Origin of the sequence: Methyloversatilis sp. XJ19-13 (genome assembly GCF_024580155.1) — a bacterium.
Taxonomy (GTDB): Bacteria; Pseudomonadota; Gammaproteobacteria; order Burkholderiales; family Rhodocyclaceae; genus Methyloversatilis.
Window position 1 is genome coordinate 41,456 of record NZ_JANINH010000002.1, and the last position, 16,255, is coordinate 57,710.

General features: G+C 58.9%; 5 protein-coding genes. All 5 read right to left on the reverse strand.

The features are described 5' to 3' along the window. Positions 1–129: 129 nt before the first annotated feature. Positions 130–10,470, reverse strand: a complete 10,341-nt coding sequence (locus NMQ14_RS02795; RefSeq protein WP_306441052.1) for a carbohydrate-binding domain-containing protein — start codon at positions 10,468–10,470, stop codon at positions 130–132. Then, positions 10,439–11,110: a hypothetical protein gene (locus tag NMQ14_RS02800; RefSeq protein WP_257093316.1), complete on the reverse strand. Its 672-nt coding sequence runs from the start codon at positions 11,108–11,110 to the stop codon at positions 10,439–10,441. The genes NMQ14_RS02795 and NMQ14_RS02800 overlap by 32 nt, the downstream gene beginning before the upstream one ends. A gap of 108 nt (positions 11,111–11,218) precedes the next feature. Then, on the reverse strand, positions 11,219–12,505 hold the full coding sequence (locus NMQ14_RS02805) for a glycosyltransferase family 4 protein (RefSeq protein WP_257093319.1): 1,287 nt from the start codon (positions 12,503–12,505) through the stop codon (positions 11,219–11,221). Positions 12,506–12,507: 2 nt separating this feature from the next. Next, positions 12,508–13,941 (reverse strand): HlyD family type I secretion periplasmic adaptor subunit, encoded by a 1,434-nt coding sequence (locus tag NMQ14_RS02810; RefSeq protein WP_257093321.1) that lies wholly within the window; start codon positions 13,939–13,941, stop codon positions 12,508–12,510. 90 nt (positions 13,942–14,031) lie between these two features. Beyond that, the gene (locus NMQ14_RS02815) at positions 14,032–16,221 is read right to left on the reverse strand and encodes a type I secretion system permease/ATPase (protein ID WP_257093323.1); all 2,190 of its coding nucleotides are present in this window, start codon (positions 16,219–16,221) and stop codon (positions 14,032–14,034) included. Positions 16,222–16,255 lie beyond the last annotated feature (34 nt).

The following is a 16,255-nucleotide window of genomic DNA, read 5'->3' on the forward strand; positions in this document are numbered from 1 at the left end:
AGCACCCTGAAACTCATCGCACTGACCTTGCGCGCGCTGCTCCCAAGAAGTGCCACCCGACGGCTGCGCCCGTCCGAGCGCCTGCACAGATTGAGGCGCTCGTCCCGCCGCCTCAATCTGTGCAGGTAGTTATTGCCAGCTGCTTGCCAACACGGGCTGGAGCGCACTGACTTGAGCAGCCGACAGGGCGGTCTGCCCCAGCGGAGGTGGCGTCATGGCTGCCATGGCATCGACCAGCGCCTGCACCTGCGTATCGACGAGGATCTTGTCGCTGGCGGCCACCTGTTCGACGTGCCACTGGTTGCCTACATACCAGTTGGAAACGGTGATCTTGTCTGTCGTGCCGATGACGCTGACTTCAAGGTTGTTGCCAACTCTCTTCAACCAGAGTTGATCGTACGCAACGGTGGAGTCGAAGCTCATGACATCCTGGTTGCCAGCGGTCGTGTCCGATTCCCAGATCGAGTCCTGACCGTGTCCTCGCGAGAAATGGTAAGTGTCGTTGCCTGCGCCACCATCGAGAAGGTCGTTGCCCAGGCCGCCGATCAAGGTGTCTGCCCCGGCACCGCCCCGCAGCGAATCGGTGCTGCTGCCGCCGTCCAGAATGTTGTTGCTGGCGTTGCCAATGATCAAGTTGGCCAGATCGTTGCCGGTTCCGGCGATCGCCGAACCGGTAAGCACGAGGTTCTCCACGTTCCCGGCCAGGGTATGGCTGACACTGCTCTTGACCGTGTCCAAACCCTGGCCGGACACTTCCACGACGGAGTCCGAGGCATTGTCGACGTAGTACGTATCGTCGCCGGTGCCCCCGATCAGCGTGTCCGCACCCGCGCCGCCGTCGAGCCGGTCGCTGCCGTCCAGCGAGAAGCGCAGGGCTGCATTTGATGAAACGACGCCCGACGTGGCAAGCGTGATGTTCATGCCGTCCCGTGCGCCTGCGCCGGTACCGTAGTCGAGCAACAACTGCTCAGTGTTCGTCAGGTAATCCCTGCCATTGAAACGGAGCCGATCTACATACAGATTCCGGTCCTGACCCGTCGCGCCGTCGTACGCATCGTTGGTGAACACGACGTCGACCCGATGCGCCGCCGTTGCCGGCAGATTTACTGCGGAGATGACATATTCCTGGGTCGTGGTCGAACTGACCTCGAAGGTTTGCGCTTTCACGCCATCGATCCACACCTCCATGATGGGCGCGGCACCGAGCGCAATGCTGCCCCTGGCAAACACGCTCAGTGACGTGAGCGGAGCTGTGTTCCCACTTGTACCCGCCGCATCCCCGTAGAGGGTGTTTGCGGCCGAGTTGCCGGACAGCACATTCTCAAGCGCATTTCCACGACCTTCGGTGGCGGCCGTGCCTGTCAAAATGAGTTTCTCGATGTCGCTGCCAAGGGTGTATGTGACACTGGATTGCACGGTGTCGATGCCGGCGCTGGCGTTCTCGAGGACCACGTCGGAACTCGAATCGACGACGTAGGTGTCGTCGCCCAGCCCGCCGGCCATGGTGTCTGCACCGGCACCGCCGTCGAGCACATTGGCTGCGCTGTTGCCGGTGAGTACGTTGTTCAGCGAGTTGCCGGTCGCGTTGATACTTGCCGAGCCGGTGAGGGTCAGGTTTTCGAGCCTGCTGCCCAGGGTGTAGCTGATCGATGCATTGACGGTGTCCGTGCCGCCGCTGCTCGCTGTTGCGCCGACTTCGATGACCATGTCGGCGGCCAAATCCACGACATAGGTGTCATCGCCTGCGGCGCCGTACATGGTGTCTGCACCGGCACCGCCGTCGAGCACATTTGCGCTCGAGTTACCTTGCAAATAGTTGTCAAGCGAGTTGCCGGTACCGTTGATGGCGCCACCAGGATGAAGAAGAATCAGCTCCTCGACGTTTTCACTCAGGGCATAGCTCACGTAGGACTCGACCCAATCGAGAGTGCCGTCATCGGCACTCTCGATGATGACATCCCCGACATTGTCGACGATGTACCGGTCGTCGTCGGCGCCGCCGCTCATCGTGTCGGCTCCTTCGCCACCATTCAGAACGTCGTAGCCGGCTCCGCCAATGAGCACGTCATTGCCGCTCTCACCCCGCAGATAATCGTCTTCCGACCCACCGTCCAGCGTGTCGTCTCCAGCGCCTCCGAACAGTAGGTCGTAGCCGCTGCCGCCTGACAACACATTGTTACCACTGTTGCCTGTGAGCGAGTTGTGGTCGTTGTTACCGGTACCGTTGATGTTGGCGCTGCCGGTCAGGGTGAGGTTTTCGAGGTTGGCACCGAGAGTGAATGTGACGCTTGACTGCACGGTATCGGCACCGGCGTTGGTGTTCTCGATGACCACGTCGGAACTCGAATCGACGACGTAGGTGTCGTCGCCCAGCCCGCCGGCCATGGTGTCTGCACCGGCACCGCCGTCGAGCACATTGGCTGCGCTGTTGCCGGTGAGCACGTTGTTCAGGGAGTTGCCCGTTGCGTTGATACTTGTGGAGCCAATCAGGGTCAGGTTTTCGAGGTTGCTGCCCAGTGTGTAGCTGATCGATGCATTGACGGTGTCCGTACCGCCGCTGCTCGCTGTAGCGAGGGTTTCGATGACCACGTCGCCGATGTTGTCAACGTGATAGGTGTCCGAGCCGTCCCAACCCACCATGGTATCGGCGCCCGCGCCACCATCGAGCATATTGCTACTGCTGTTGCCCGTCAGGATGTTGCCCAGACTGTTACCTGTGCCGTTGATTGCCGTCGTGCCGGTCAGAACGAGATTCTCAATGTTGTCGCCAAGCGCATAGGTGAATCCTGATCGAACGGTATCTGTGCCTTCGTCGGCGTTCTCGATGACGACAACGGAACTTGAACGAAGGAGATAGATGTCGTCACCGCTCCCGCCGAGCAGTGTGTCTTGCCCGCCACCCCCGTCCAGGTAGTCGTTGCCGGCCAGACCGGCAATTACATTGGAACTCGTATTGCCTCTCAGATAATTATCAAGCGAATTGCCGGTAGCGTTGATGGCGCCACCTTGATGAAGAAGGATCAAGTCCTCAACGTTTTGACTCAGGGTATGGCTCACAGTGGACTCAACCCAATCAAAGTCATCGCCTGAATTCTCAATTATGACGTCCCCGATATGGTCGACGAAGTATTGGTCGTGATCGGCTCCTCCGGCCATCGTGTCTGCACCTTCGCCACCGTCCAAAACGTCGTTACCAGATCCGCCGGTGAGGACGTCATTTCCGCCGTCACCCCAAAGACGATCTTCGTCTTCTCCACCGTCCAGCGTGTCGTCTCCAGCGCCTCCGAACAGGTAATCGTAACCAGTACCACCGTTCAACGTGTCATTGCCTAAACCACCATCTAGCCAATCGTTACCAGAGCCGCCCATTATCGCGTCGCCACCTGCTCCACCAATGATCGTGTCGTCGCCGGATGTGCCATTTAAACCTCCTGGCTGTGCTATCCAGACAGGACTGGTCGGATTGGTCAGGTCAATCACCCATTGCGGGCTGGCGTCGAATTCAATTCTTTCAACGTTGAACCTCTCATCTTTCAATGCATTCACAAGCGTAATCGAATCGCCTGTGCCATAAGTAATGACAAGATCGTTTGAAGAGCCGGTTGGAGTGGAAAATACGATTGTATCCGAGGTGATTCCTTCACCAAACCGGATGGTGTCAAAAGAGCCGGATGTTGCATACTCCAGGATCAAGTCGTGTCCGTCGCCCGACCGGAAAAAGTATACGTCGTCGCCTGAGTCACCCAGCAAGCGATCCGAACCTGCGCCGCCAATCAAATAATCAGCGCCACTGCCGCCATCCAGATAGTCTCCCGTAGCGGCGCCCACCAAAGTGTCATTTCCGGCGCCCCCATACAAGGTGTTGTAACTTGATGGTGCGGCAGTACTTTGCTGAACGTGACCGGCAAGGCTGCTATGCAATGTACCAAGTGCTGAAAAAACCTCATTCGTAAGCAGATCGCCAATCAAAAGATCGTCGCCGATGCCACCTTTGATCTCGTCAATTCCCGACATTCCGATCAATGTGTCATTGCCCAATCCGCCGGACAAGGAGTCCTCTCGTCCGGTGCCCTGAACAAGTTCTGCTGTTTCGGTGCCCTCGTGCACAAGACCAGGATTCAGGATACGAACGGTGTACGATCGATTGAGCAAACCGATGCCCACGTCCTCGTACGCAGCCAGGTCAAGTACTATCGTCCCGGCGTAGTCGATGGGTATATCCCCCGATAGCACACCGTCTTCCAACGTCAACCACGTTGGCAGGGGACCCTGATTGTTGATGCTCACGGTTGCAGAAGAGGAAAGGCCGCCGATGTAGAGTTCGTCGTCATGCTGCAAAAACGAGTCAGCGACGAGCGCTGATTGATCAGGCATGTATCGGAGCACATCTGAAAGGCCAAATTCAATGCCATCCGAAAATCGCAGGTTCTCGATTCCTTCCCGGAAAATTGCGTGGTTGTTCTGCATGAGTTGCTGAAAATTTCCGAGATACGTGAAGCTTGATTCGCCGCCCCATGCTGTTTCGGCAGCAAGATAGTCGCCTGAGTTGAAAAAGTCGGCAGGGTTCGAGATTCGCGGGAACTGAAGCCCGACGTTCAACGGTGTTGCGCTGGAAACCAGCGATCTCCCGTCGAGCTTGAAATCCATGAAATTCACGAAGAAGGATATTGTGTCTCCCCAGTCTTCTCCCCAGGCCGAGGCGTCCAGGGGGGAATAGCGCTGCCATGAAAGATCCAGTTCATCGAAGGTGATCCCGTCCTCAAACGAAATCGTATCGTCTTCGTCGACAAGAATTTCCGCATAATCATCGCGTTCTGTCAGGTATAAATAACCCTGGTGACTGTCCAGAATGATGTCGCCATCTGAGCTTCTGCTGATGTAATAGGTGTCGCCACCCGTATTGCCGACAAGGACGTTTTTGCCTTCACCGCCGAATAAATGATCGGAGTATGCTGAGCCGACAAGTGTGTCATCTCCGGCGCGACCGGACAGGAATACCCCGACGGCAGTTTCTTCAATTATCGAGGTCCGCCGATCTTCCGGAGCGATGTGATCGTCTTCGGCGGAGCCGAGAATTGAGCCCGGGCCGGAATAGATAACACGGTTTTGTATGTTTCCGGACGGAGAGACTTCAATTGTCCTGGTCTGGTATGTTTCGTTGTGGTAGCTCTCTCGAAAACTGACTCCGGGTATTGCCTTCATACCCTGAGGGTCTGGCGGTGTGTTGGTGACAAACCCGATGACGCCGGGCTTCGTGACGGGAACATTATTCTCGATTCGTGTTTGATTCCCCCAGACAGGAATTGCCGAATCGAAAGAAACTGACCTTCCCGTCACCGGAGAGGGAATAAAGTCCTCTATTGGTATGAATCTTTGAGATAGGTCGGTACTTGCGTTCTTGCGGATCGTCGAATCGAAGAATGCGGAATTCTTGACGGTCGATTGACTTGTTGATGCGTAATCGTACATCTCGATGTACTGCGAACCGCCCGATTCGGTTGCCTCCGTAATATGGCTTATCGAAATCGTACTGTAAGTGAGCGATTCGGTCACAAGGCCGCTGGGGGCTGTGGATCGGTAATTTTCAATACGCTGGAACTTGTTTTTTCCTACCGGATTATATCCGTAGGCCATGAGCCCACGCGCATGTTCTCGTTCCGTATAACGTACGTACTCTCTGGTTGCCTTTTGTTCAATTGTTTCGTTTTGAACCGGTACACCTACTCTGCGAACGTCTTCAATGGCCGTTTGCTGCCCTGACGAATCTACGATCATCCAACTGGATGGGGCGTCAAAATATCCGGAAATCGTCATTGAATCACCGGTGCTATCGATCGTTACGACGAGGTGATTTTCAATTCTTTCGGTGATGAGTGCGTCTGCTTTAAGTGTTCCGAGTAACTTGATGCTGTTTACGTCGGTGCCGCCGTCCACAATCACGTCGTGTCCGCCGCCATACTCGAAGTGATATACGTCGCTTCCTGTGCCACCGTTCAAGGTGTCTGATCCCATTCCACCTTCCAGGGTGTCGTTGCCAGCTCCGGCAGCGATGTTGTCATTTCCTGCACGGCCCACCAGGAGGTCATCAAAAATGCCACCATTTATTACATCCTCAGACGCAGTGCCGAAGATGGTTCTCGCGCCGATTTTCGAAGTCAGATCAGAATGGTTCAGCGTTTCTCCGTTGCTGAATCTGTAGCTCTCGATGAAACCTGCCCATCCATTTATCACCTCAAGATAATCCACTGCGGTGTATGCAATTTTCAATACCGACTCGCCAGCGCCGTTCACATATTCGCTCACCAGCAGATCTTGAGGGTTGATGCCGTCGAGGAATTTAACGGTGTTTTCGTTCCCTGATGTGCTCGTGATGACCAAATCTGCACCGTCGCCCCGTGAAAGCAGAATTTCGGTCGTGTTGAAAATGTAAAGTTCGTCGTTGCCTTTGCCGCCTTGAACACTATTCTGCGCGGTAAGTGTGTCATCACCCATTCCACCTGCTATGTCATTGCCAGCAAGTGTTATGGGTGTTTGCAAGTATGTAGAGACAAACTTTTGCCAATTCAGAGAGGCGTCGGCAAATTGGTATGTGGATATGCTGCCACGTGCTCCGTCAATAACGCCAATGAACGTGCCGTCAGAAAAAGAAATCTGTATTCCGTTTGTGGCCGTTTGCACAGTGGATATGTCTTGAAGACGATGCGACGTAATCTCCACCACATCGTTGTCGGAAATCCCGCTGTCGCCAATCGTTACGGACGGCGCTCGCAATGGATCGAGATCGATCACGTATTGATCGTTGCCCTCTCCACCATCCAGCCAGTCTTCCCCCGCACTGGCGATCAGAACATCGTTGCCGCCGTCGCCGATCAGTACGTCGTCGCCTTCCCCGCCATCAAGGTAATCATCGCCGTGGAATTCGATCGAGACGCGACTGAGTATGTCGTCTCCCAACAAAGTGTCGTTCCCCGCGCCGCCGTAAAGCGTATCGTTGCGCCCGCCCCCGGTCAGCGAATCGTTGCCTGCGCCGCCGTCGAGATAATCGTTACCGTTGAACTCTCCCGCCAATGCGTTCGAGCGCTCATCACCTGCGAGAGAATCGTTGCCGATCCCGCCGTAGAGTGTGTCATCTTTGCCGCCTCCGGATAGATAGTCATTGCCTTCTTCACCGTCCAGATAATCGTTACCCCAGACCAGAGTGTTATGTGAAGGCGAGGCGACATTGGTAGCGGGTGTGTCGCCCCAAAGCGTGTCTATCCCAGCGCCTCCATATAATGTGTCGTTTTTGCCTCCGCCCTCTAGATAGTCATCACCGTCTTCACCATCCATGTAATCGTTGCCGTGGTAGGTCAGGGCAAGGTAGGTTGCTCCGCTGGTTACACCGCGGTCATCGCCCCACATGCTGTCGTTGTCCAAGCCGCCATAGATGACATCATTTTCGCCACCCCCCAGCAATGTGTCTTTTCCAGTACCACCATCTACAAAATCCGCACCCGGACGGAAGGGTTTGAATGTGTAGTCGGTTTCGTTATCGACAAGGCCATCTGCCCAGATCAAGTCGTCGCCGTCACCCCCATCAATGACGTCATTGCTTCCTAAACTGACGATGTGGTCATTGCCCGTCCCACCCTTTATGTAGTCGGCGCCTCCGCCACCGACGATCTGATCATTTCCGGATCCGCCGTCGACAAAATCCCCCCCGCCGTCCTCAACGGTGAAAAGATACGTGTGGCTCCAGATATTGGGTCCGTAGATACCCCACCCCACTCCCTGAGCAAAGACTTCCTGTCCAGCCGGTGGACTCCAGACATCCTCTGTAGGGCTTTTTCGTTGAGGAACGTACAGTAATCCTGAGCTTGTAATGAAATCATCGCCATCCCCGCCCGAAATCGAATCGCTTCCTTCTGCACCGGCAATAAGATCGCTGCCGTCACCGCCGTGGATCGTGTCATTGCCATAGTCGCCAAACAGGGCGTCGTTGCCACCCAATCCGCTAATGCTGTCGTTGACGTGAGACCCGTAGATAACGTCGCTGAAATCTGGTGCAGCAATTCCGCCGATAAGCGTGCCATCTAACGCCCAGCTCGTTGCACCCCAGTGGTAGGTGCCATAACTAGGCATACTGGGTGTGGTGAGGCCTGCGCCAATTTCAATACCGTCTAGTTTTGCGCGCTGATCGCCATTAAATTTGTAGGTAACGGTGCCGGAATCTTGCAGATTGATGCTCCAGCCGTTGCTGACGGCGCTTCGGTTTTCGCCCGTATAAGTCGCACTGATTTGAATATTCGCACTGGCGCTGACATCTCCTGTCTGCACCAGAGCGAAGGCGACCTGAGTTTGCCCCTCCACGAGCGTAAGGACAGCACCATTGGCGGCGACGGTGGTGTCGCCAAGGATGGCGTTGAACTTGTCTGCCAGATCGGACAGGGCGAGGGTGATGGTTTCACCGGCGCGTGCGGCCTGGTTCAGGTAGAGGGTGAAGGTCTTGCCGGTGCCTTCGGCCAGACTGGAGACTTGGCCCTCCAGGCTGGCGAGCGTGAAAGCCGGATCGTTCCAGACGTTGGTGCCGCCGCTTTCCTTTAGGGCCAGCCGGGGGGTCGGATCCAGCTTGATGCCGAGGTAGCCGTCTACGCCCAAGCCTCTGGTGAGGTCGAAGTTGTCAACAGTAATGGTGTTCGCGGTATCGGTGCCCCGGGTGATGACCAGACGTTTGCCGGTGCTGCTGCGTGCGTCGTCATACACGGCAAGACCGGCATACACGCCACCGCCCAGATCGAAAGACCATTGATTGGCGCGTCCGGTAGCGGTGGCGGTGCCGACGTTGACACCGTCGATCTGGATGCGCCCGAGACCGTCGGTGTCGACGAGGGTGTCTTTGCCGAAGCTGCCGATGAATTGGTAGGTGTCGAGGCCGTGGCCGCCGTGGATCTGGTCGTTGCCGCTGCCACCGATCAGGATGTCGCTGTCACTGCCGCCTTCGAGGTAGTCGTTGCCGGCGCCGCCATCCAGTGTGTCGTTTCCCTCCGCACCGTAGAGATGATCTTCAAGCCCCGCCCCAATGTGGGCGTCGGCAGTCTGTCCCCCGAAATAATAATGGTGCGTATTCGGGAACAAACCTCCTTGTTGAATTGTGTATCCGCTATCGACATCCAAGAAATAGGAATCGTCCTTTCGGTAAACGTGATTGTGGTTCAGATCATAAGGATTTTCCTGATTCGGGTTGTATTGGGGGTCAAACGCAGAGATCTCGTTGGTGCTGAACCATATCTTTCGGACCAGAAATTCAGATCTGTCACGAAGGTATCGAGCGCTAAATGCTCCCGCTCCGGTCGAAGGATCGTAAAGATCGAGTTCGCCTTGAGCGTTGTGCGCGGCGTAGTTCGCGCCGACGACGGCGAAGGGGTTGAGTGCGGCCAGGGCGTAGCGGGTGGCAAGTCCCAGGGCGTCATTGCGTGAGGCCATGTCAGAAAGGGTGGACGCCGAGGCATCGGCCAGCACGGTGATCTGTGCATTCCCTTTCAGAGCGATGTAGGCCGCTTCTTCTTGCAGGAGCTTCAGGTTGGTGTAGAGAGCCTGACGATCATCGACTGCGGTTCTGTCGCTGACAGGACCGAGCAGGAGAGTGCGCAGTTCGTCGAGGGCATCTTCGAGCGAGCGTGCGGCGGTGACGCCCGAGGCATCGAGCAGGCTGTTGAACTGCATCTGCGTCAGTCCCGGCGCGAGTTCAGCATAGAGCGAATTGACCGCCAAGGCGTCAGTCAGCAGCCGGATGCTGTGGCTGTTCAACGAGGGTTCGGTGAGGACGTCCAGCGGCGTGCCGATCGCACTGCCCAGGCCGGCGATGACGGAGAGGCCCTCGCTGCCGCGCAGGTTCCAGATGTTGGCGGTGGGCACGTCGGTCAGACCGAACAGACTAAGGATGTTGCCGATCGGCCCGAGCACGCCGGGGGCGTTGTAGAGGTAGGCGTCGGTTACGGCGCTGCCATACTGCTGCTTGACGGCGGCGGCGAGATAGCCGCCCAGGCTGTGGCCGGAAACGCTGAAGGTTTTGTCCTTGAGAATCGCGGGATCGGCACGCCATTGGTCGATTTTGGCCTTGAGCGCGACGTACTGCGGGTTCAACACAGCCGGCAGGCCCAGGGCCAGCAGGCCATCGGTGGTGAGGTCGGTCGCGGCAGGTTCTGTGCCGCGAATGGCGAGGTAGCGGGCGTTCGGATCGCTGGTCGGGGCGAAGACTGTCACCGACAGGCCGGAGGCGGGGTCGGTGCATTGCGCAATGACAGTCCATTGCCGAGAAAATTGGTCGGCTTGGGTAAGGGACATGCCGACGGCGCTGTCAGTCAACGCTGGTACTGGATCGACCCCAGGAGCCAAATCTGCATATGCCGCAAGGGACAATTCAGCGTGCGTGTAGTAGCTGGTGGTTTGGCTCATGGCATTACTCCTTTTCGAAAACTCGACGAAGAACATCGTTGGCGGCAGTCGGCTCGGGGCACATGAAGGTCGACCCGTGCCATGGGCCCGGCGGATCACCACCTCCACGTTTGTAAAACACGGATTCCCCAAGCAGCTTTCCGTCTAAGCGGCGAAAGACTCGGGTATGCAAGCGGAACATATCGGGATCGCCTTGGCGGTAGTACCGTGTCTCTCGCTTCAACGCATATTCCGATCCGAGAAAGAACTCCATCACCGTCCGCGTGCCGTCATGCTGGTACGCCGCCGTGTTCTCGATACGCTGCTGATACGTCTTTGGCATGCCCCATTGATCGAACTCAGTGGCTGGCAGCTTTACAGCCTCATAGACCTTGACACCACCGTCGATGGCGCACAGCCGTTTCACTTCGGCATCGACCGCCATCTGCGAAGGCGTGGTGCAACCGGCGACCGTCGTTAGCAGCGCGCAGACGGTGATGAGACATTTCACGCGACGAGCTTCCAGTTGTCGTTGCTCGGCGCGCCCTTTGGAGGTCTGCCGAAGATAAATTCCCCGATCGCGATCACTGGTCCAATCGCGCCGCTTGATGGTTATCGATGGCGCGTTCGTATCAATCTTCTTCAAACCGTATTTATCGACATCCGCCTCAGGTGCGTACTCATTCACAAAAGCCATGTTCATTTCTCCTGAGTTTTCTGATACTTCTGAGTAAATATGATTTGAATTATTTGGTGGAATTCTTTTCGCTCAGGTGGCGCGCCGTTAATGCCCGTCGGTTGTGTTTTATTGTTTGATATTTGCTGCGGAAAGATCCTTTACTACTCGGTGGCTTACCGCTCTCTCAACTGTCGGCTTATTCTTATATATATTCTCGGGCATCAAGATTTTTTTATACCGGTGCAGCCCGCCTTGCACACTGTCAATTGAGTTCTCTTCTAGACGCAACATAGGCCGCACGCCCTCCTTTTCCCTGCTTTCCCAAAGCATCTCGACGGCCGCCATCTTCAATTTTTCGACATCAAAGAAATCCACTAGCCTGCTGCGCGGCCCTTCCGAAAGAAACTCTTTGACCGGCGCGGTATTCGATGCCACCACCGCGCACCCTGTCGTGATCGCTTCGAGCAGCGACCACGACAGCACGAAGGGATAGGTCAGATAGACGTGCGCGGCGGAGACCTGCAGCACCTTGACGTACTGGTCGTAGGGCAGCTTGCCGACGAAGTGAGTGCGCAACGGGTCGAGGCTCACCTCGCGCAGCATCTTTTCGCGCCAGTTCGGCGCGTCGCCCGGGCGGCGGCCGTAGCTCACGTCGTCACCGCCGACGATGAGGGCGTGGCAGGTCTTGTGCTGCTTCTGGATGCGTTCGAGCGCTCGCATGAAGATGTGAAAGCCGCGGTAGGGCTCCAGGTTGCGGGCGACGTAGGTGATGACCGGGTCGCCGGCGCGCAAGGTCAGGCCGCCCGGCGTGGTGACGGCGGCGTGCGGGTCGGGGTGCAGCCCTTCGGTATTGATGCCTTCGTGGATCACTTCGATCTTCGGCTGGAAGATTTCCGGGTGACGGCTCTTCTGCCAGTGCGTCGGGCTGATGCCGATGTCGCAGTGGGTGAGGTTGAGCGTGTGCAGCGCATTCCAGGTGCGCATACGGGTTTGGTCGTCAAAGCTCGCCGGGAATTCCGGGTCGAAGCCGGCGTCGCTGCCCGGTGTGCCGTAGTACCACTCGCAGTAGTGGATGAGCCGGGTGTCGGGAAAGACATCCTTCACGTACAGCGTTTCGCCCCAGCCGGGGTGGGCGAGGACGACGTCGGGTGCGTAGCCTTTGCGCTTGAGGTCGAGCAGCACGCGGGCGACGGCCTGACCGTGCAGCACCGCCGATTCCATGTTGCGCAGGTAGGGGTGCTGGTGGGCATGCGGCGCGCGGTGCAGGCGATAGCGCCGCCAGGGCACGGCGGGCGAGCCGGGTGCAGTGTCTCGGCCGATGCCCGTTACCTGCCAGCCTGGTTCTTTGGCCCAGTGCGGCAATAGATGTCGAAACTGGCCGGGAAAGTTCTGGTGGATGACGAGCAATCTCATGTTCAGCGCTCCGCCAGGCTTTCGTGGACCGTTTTCCGGATCGGATCCAGGAAGTACTCGATCACCCTGCGGTTGCCGGTATGGATTTCGGCGGTCACCGCCATGCCCGGCGACAGCGGCACGATGCGTTCATCCACTTTCAGTTCGGCGCGCTTGAGCCTGACGCGAGCCTGGAATACCAGCCCCTTCTTCTCATCCGCCACGGCGTCCTGCGAAACGAAGGCGACTTCGCCTTCTATCGTTCCGTAGCGGGTGAAGGGGAAGGTTTCGACCTTGATCACTGCGCGCTGGCCGGGCTGTACGAAACCGACGTCGCGGTTTTCGAGCACGGCTTCGACCTCGGCCTGCTGTTCGTCCGGCACGATGGCCATAAGCGGCTGCGCTTCGGTTACAACGCCGCCTTCGGTGTGGATGGCGAGTTGCTGCACGGTGCCGGCGACAGGGGCGATGAGCTTCTGCTGCACTTCGCGCGTGCGGGCCTTGATCAGTTCCTGTTCGAGCTGGTTGGCGCGCTTCTGTGCTTCGAGTTGTGCGGCGATGGCATTGCGTTCGAATTCGGCGATGAGTGCGGCGCGCCGGCTGCGGGCTTCTTCGATGCCTGCCATCAGTTCAAGGGCGTGCGCTTCCTGGTAGCCCAGGTCGCGCTCTTGTTCGATACGCACTTGTTCGCGCTCCAGATAGCCGTGGCGCGACACGAAGTTGCGCTCGACGAGGCTTTTGTAGTCTTCGGCGCGGGATCGTGCGATGGGCAGCGTTTCCGTGAGCTTCTGCACCAGTTCGCGCGAGGCGGCCAGCTCGGCGCTGCGGCGGCTGATTTCGGCGTCGAAACTGGTGAGGCGAGCCCGATGTTCCAGGTACTGGCTTTGTGCCGCGCGTTGTTCGGCGCGCAGGTCGTCGGGGTGGATGCCGGTCAGGGCGGGCAGTCTGACCTCGGCTTGTCTGGCCTGGCCGGCACTGGTCAGTGCCGCGTAGCGGGCGGCCTCAAGCCGGGCGGCGTTGAGGGCCTGCTGCGCACGCTCTGTTTCGGCTTCGGGGGCCGTGGCGGCCGCTTCGAGTTCGACCAGCAATTGTCCTGCTTCGACATGTTGGCCATCGCTGACGTGAATGCGACGGACCACGGCGGTTTCGGCCGGCTGCACCAGCTTGGTCTTGTCGGCGGATATGACCTTGCCGGAGGCCACGGCCACCATGTCCACCCGCCCCAGCCAGGACCACAGCAAGCCGACCACCAGCGCGGCCACGAGCGCCCACATGATGGCGCGGGGGGCCGCCGGTGCGGGGGTTTCGATCAGTTCGAGCGCGGCGGGCAGGAACTGGCGTTCCAGCGTGCCGCGCGCGGGCGACTGCAGATCCTTGCGTTGTGTCCAGGCGGCACGGAAGACCTGCCAGTAACGGGCGAACAGTGCGGGAAGGTGGCGAATCAGTATTGTCGACATGTCAGAGGTTCCGCGCTGCCCGCCGGGCCGCCCCAAGGGCAAGCGCAGCCCCCTCGGGGGGCAGCGAACGAAGTGAGCGTGGGGGTCTCATCACCCCGCCTGCAGCGCATGCAGATGCGCATAGCGCCCGCCCGGTGCGGCGAGCAGTTCGGCGTGGCTGCCTTGTTCGACGATTTCGCCGACTTCCATCACCATGATGCGGTGGGCATCGCGTACCGCCGACAGCCGGTGCGCGATGATGATGACGGTGCGCCCCTTGCAGATGAAGCGCATGTTGTCGTGCACGATGCGTTCGGATTCGTAGTCGAGCGCCGAGGTCGCTTCGTCGAAGATGAGCACGCGTGGGTTGGTCATCAGGGCGCGCGCGATGGCGATGCGCTGACGCTGCCCGCCCGACAGCGTCGAGCCCTGTTCGCCGACCAGGGTGTCGTAACCTTCCGGCAGTTCGAGGATGAACTCGTGCGCACCGGCCAGCTTGGCGGCCTGCACGACGGCGTCCATCGATGCGCCGGGGTCGGCCAGCGCGATGTTGTCGCGCACGCTGCGGGCGAACAGGCGGTTTTCCTGCAGCACGACGCCGATCTGCCGGCGCAGCCAGGCGGGGTCGGCCAGAGCCAGATCGACGCCATCGACCTTCACCCGCCCGCGCTCGGGCACATACAGGCGCTGCACCAGCTTGGCCACGGTGCTCTTGCCGGAGCCGCTGCGGCCGACGATGCCGAGCACCTCACCCGCGCGCAGATGAAAGCTGATGCCACGCAACACTTCCGAGCCGTCGGGCCGGTAGCGGAAACGCACCTGATCGAATTCGATGTCGCCGCGCAGCGCCGGCAACTGGGTGCGACTCGCGGCGCGCGTTTCGGTCGGCGTGTTCAGGATGTCGCCCAGCCGCGCAACCGCGATGCCTGCCTGCTGAAGTTCCTGCCACAACTGGGCGAGACGCAGTACGGGTTGGGCGACGCGACCCGCCAGCATGTTGAAGGCGATGAGGCTACCGACCGTCATTGCGCCGTCCATGACCTGGTAGGCACCCAGCCACAGAATGCCGACGGTGACCAGCTTCTGGATGAGCTGTATGCCTTCACCGGCGAAGGCTGCCAGCTTCGTGACGCGGAAGCTGGAGGCGACGTAGGCGGCGAGCTGTTCGTCCCAGCGACGTATTGCCTGCGGTTCGGTCGCGCCAGCTTTCAGGGTCTGGATGCCGGAAACGGCCTCGACCAGAAAGGCCTGGTTCTCGGCGCCGCGGGCGAATTTTTCATCGAGCCGGCGGCGGAACGCGGGCATCGTCGAACCCATCAGCAGCGCGTACAGCGGCAGCGAAGCCACTACCAGCACTGTCAGCGGCACGCTGTACCAGAGCATGACGGCGAGAAAGACGAAGGTGAACAGCAGATCCATCACCGAGGTCAGGGCCGGACCGGTCAGGAAATTGCGGATGTTCTCCAGTTCGCGCACCCGCGCGACCGAATCGCCGATACGGCGCGCCTCGAAATAGGCCAGCGGCAGGCCGAGAAGATGGCGAAACAGCCGGGCGCCCAGTTCAACGTCGATGCGGCTCGTGGTGTGCGCAAACACATAGGTGCGCAGCGCAGACAGTACAGATTCGAACAGCACCGTTGCCAGCAGGCCGACACCGATCACCTGCAGCGTGGCCAGGCCTTGATGCACCAGCACCTTGTCCATGACCACCTGGAAGAACAACGGGGTGACCAGCGCGAAGATCTGCAATGCGAACGACGCGACGAGCGCCTCCGCCAGCAGGCGCCGGTATTTCACGACGGCGGGGATGAACCAGGTGAAATCGAAGCGGGCGAGGGCGCCAGCCAGTTGGGCGCGGGAGGTGATCAGGACGGCGCGGCCGGAAAGACGGGCCGCCAGTTCATCCAGCGAGAGCAGTACCGGCCGTTCCTCCTGCGGGTCGTGAATCAGCGCCTTGTCACCCTCGACCCGCGCCAGTACCAGAAACTCGGCGGCAGCGCCGTCGTCGTGGTGCGTTTCGAGGATGCAGGGAAGAGAGCCTTTGCCAAGGAGCCTGATCCCCTCGGGCGTTGTTTCGAGGCGGGCCGTTTTCGACTTCAAGGCCAGACCGCGTGCTGCACGGACCAGATCATCGGCCGTGACCGGTGTGCCGCTGAGGCCGCGCTGATGATGGATCTGCTCTGCATCGGCAGCGCATCCGAGAAATCGGGCGACCAATGCAAGGCATTTCAGGCCACTGAAGCCTGGTTGCGAGCTGGTGGTGGGTGAGGCCGGATGACTCGCAGCGTGTGGTTGATTCATCAAGTTATTTCATCTTTTTTTGACGCGCTGCGTA

Excerpts from the sequence above, each read along its gene's own strand:
- NMQ14_RS02795 (WP_306441052.1), bottom strand. The coding sequence starts at position 10,470 with ATGTTCTTCGTCGAGTTTTCGAAAAGGAGTAATGCCATGAGCCAAACC.
- NMQ14_RS02800 (WP_257093316.1), bottom strand. The coding sequence starts at position 11,110 with ATGGCTTTTGTGAATGAGTACGCACCTGAGGCGGATGTCGATAAATAC.
- NMQ14_RS02805 (WP_257093319.1), bottom strand. The coding sequence starts at position 12,505 with ATGAGATTGCTCGTCATCCACCAGAACTTTCCCGGCCAGTTTCGACAT.
- NMQ14_RS02810 (WP_257093321.1), bottom strand. The coding sequence starts at position 13,941 with ATGTCGACAATACTGATTCGCCACCTTCCCGCACTGTTCGCCCGTTAC.
- NMQ14_RS02815 (WP_257093323.1), bottom strand. The coding sequence starts at position 16,221 with ATGAATCAACCACACGCTGCGAGTCATCCGGCCTCACCCACCACCAGC.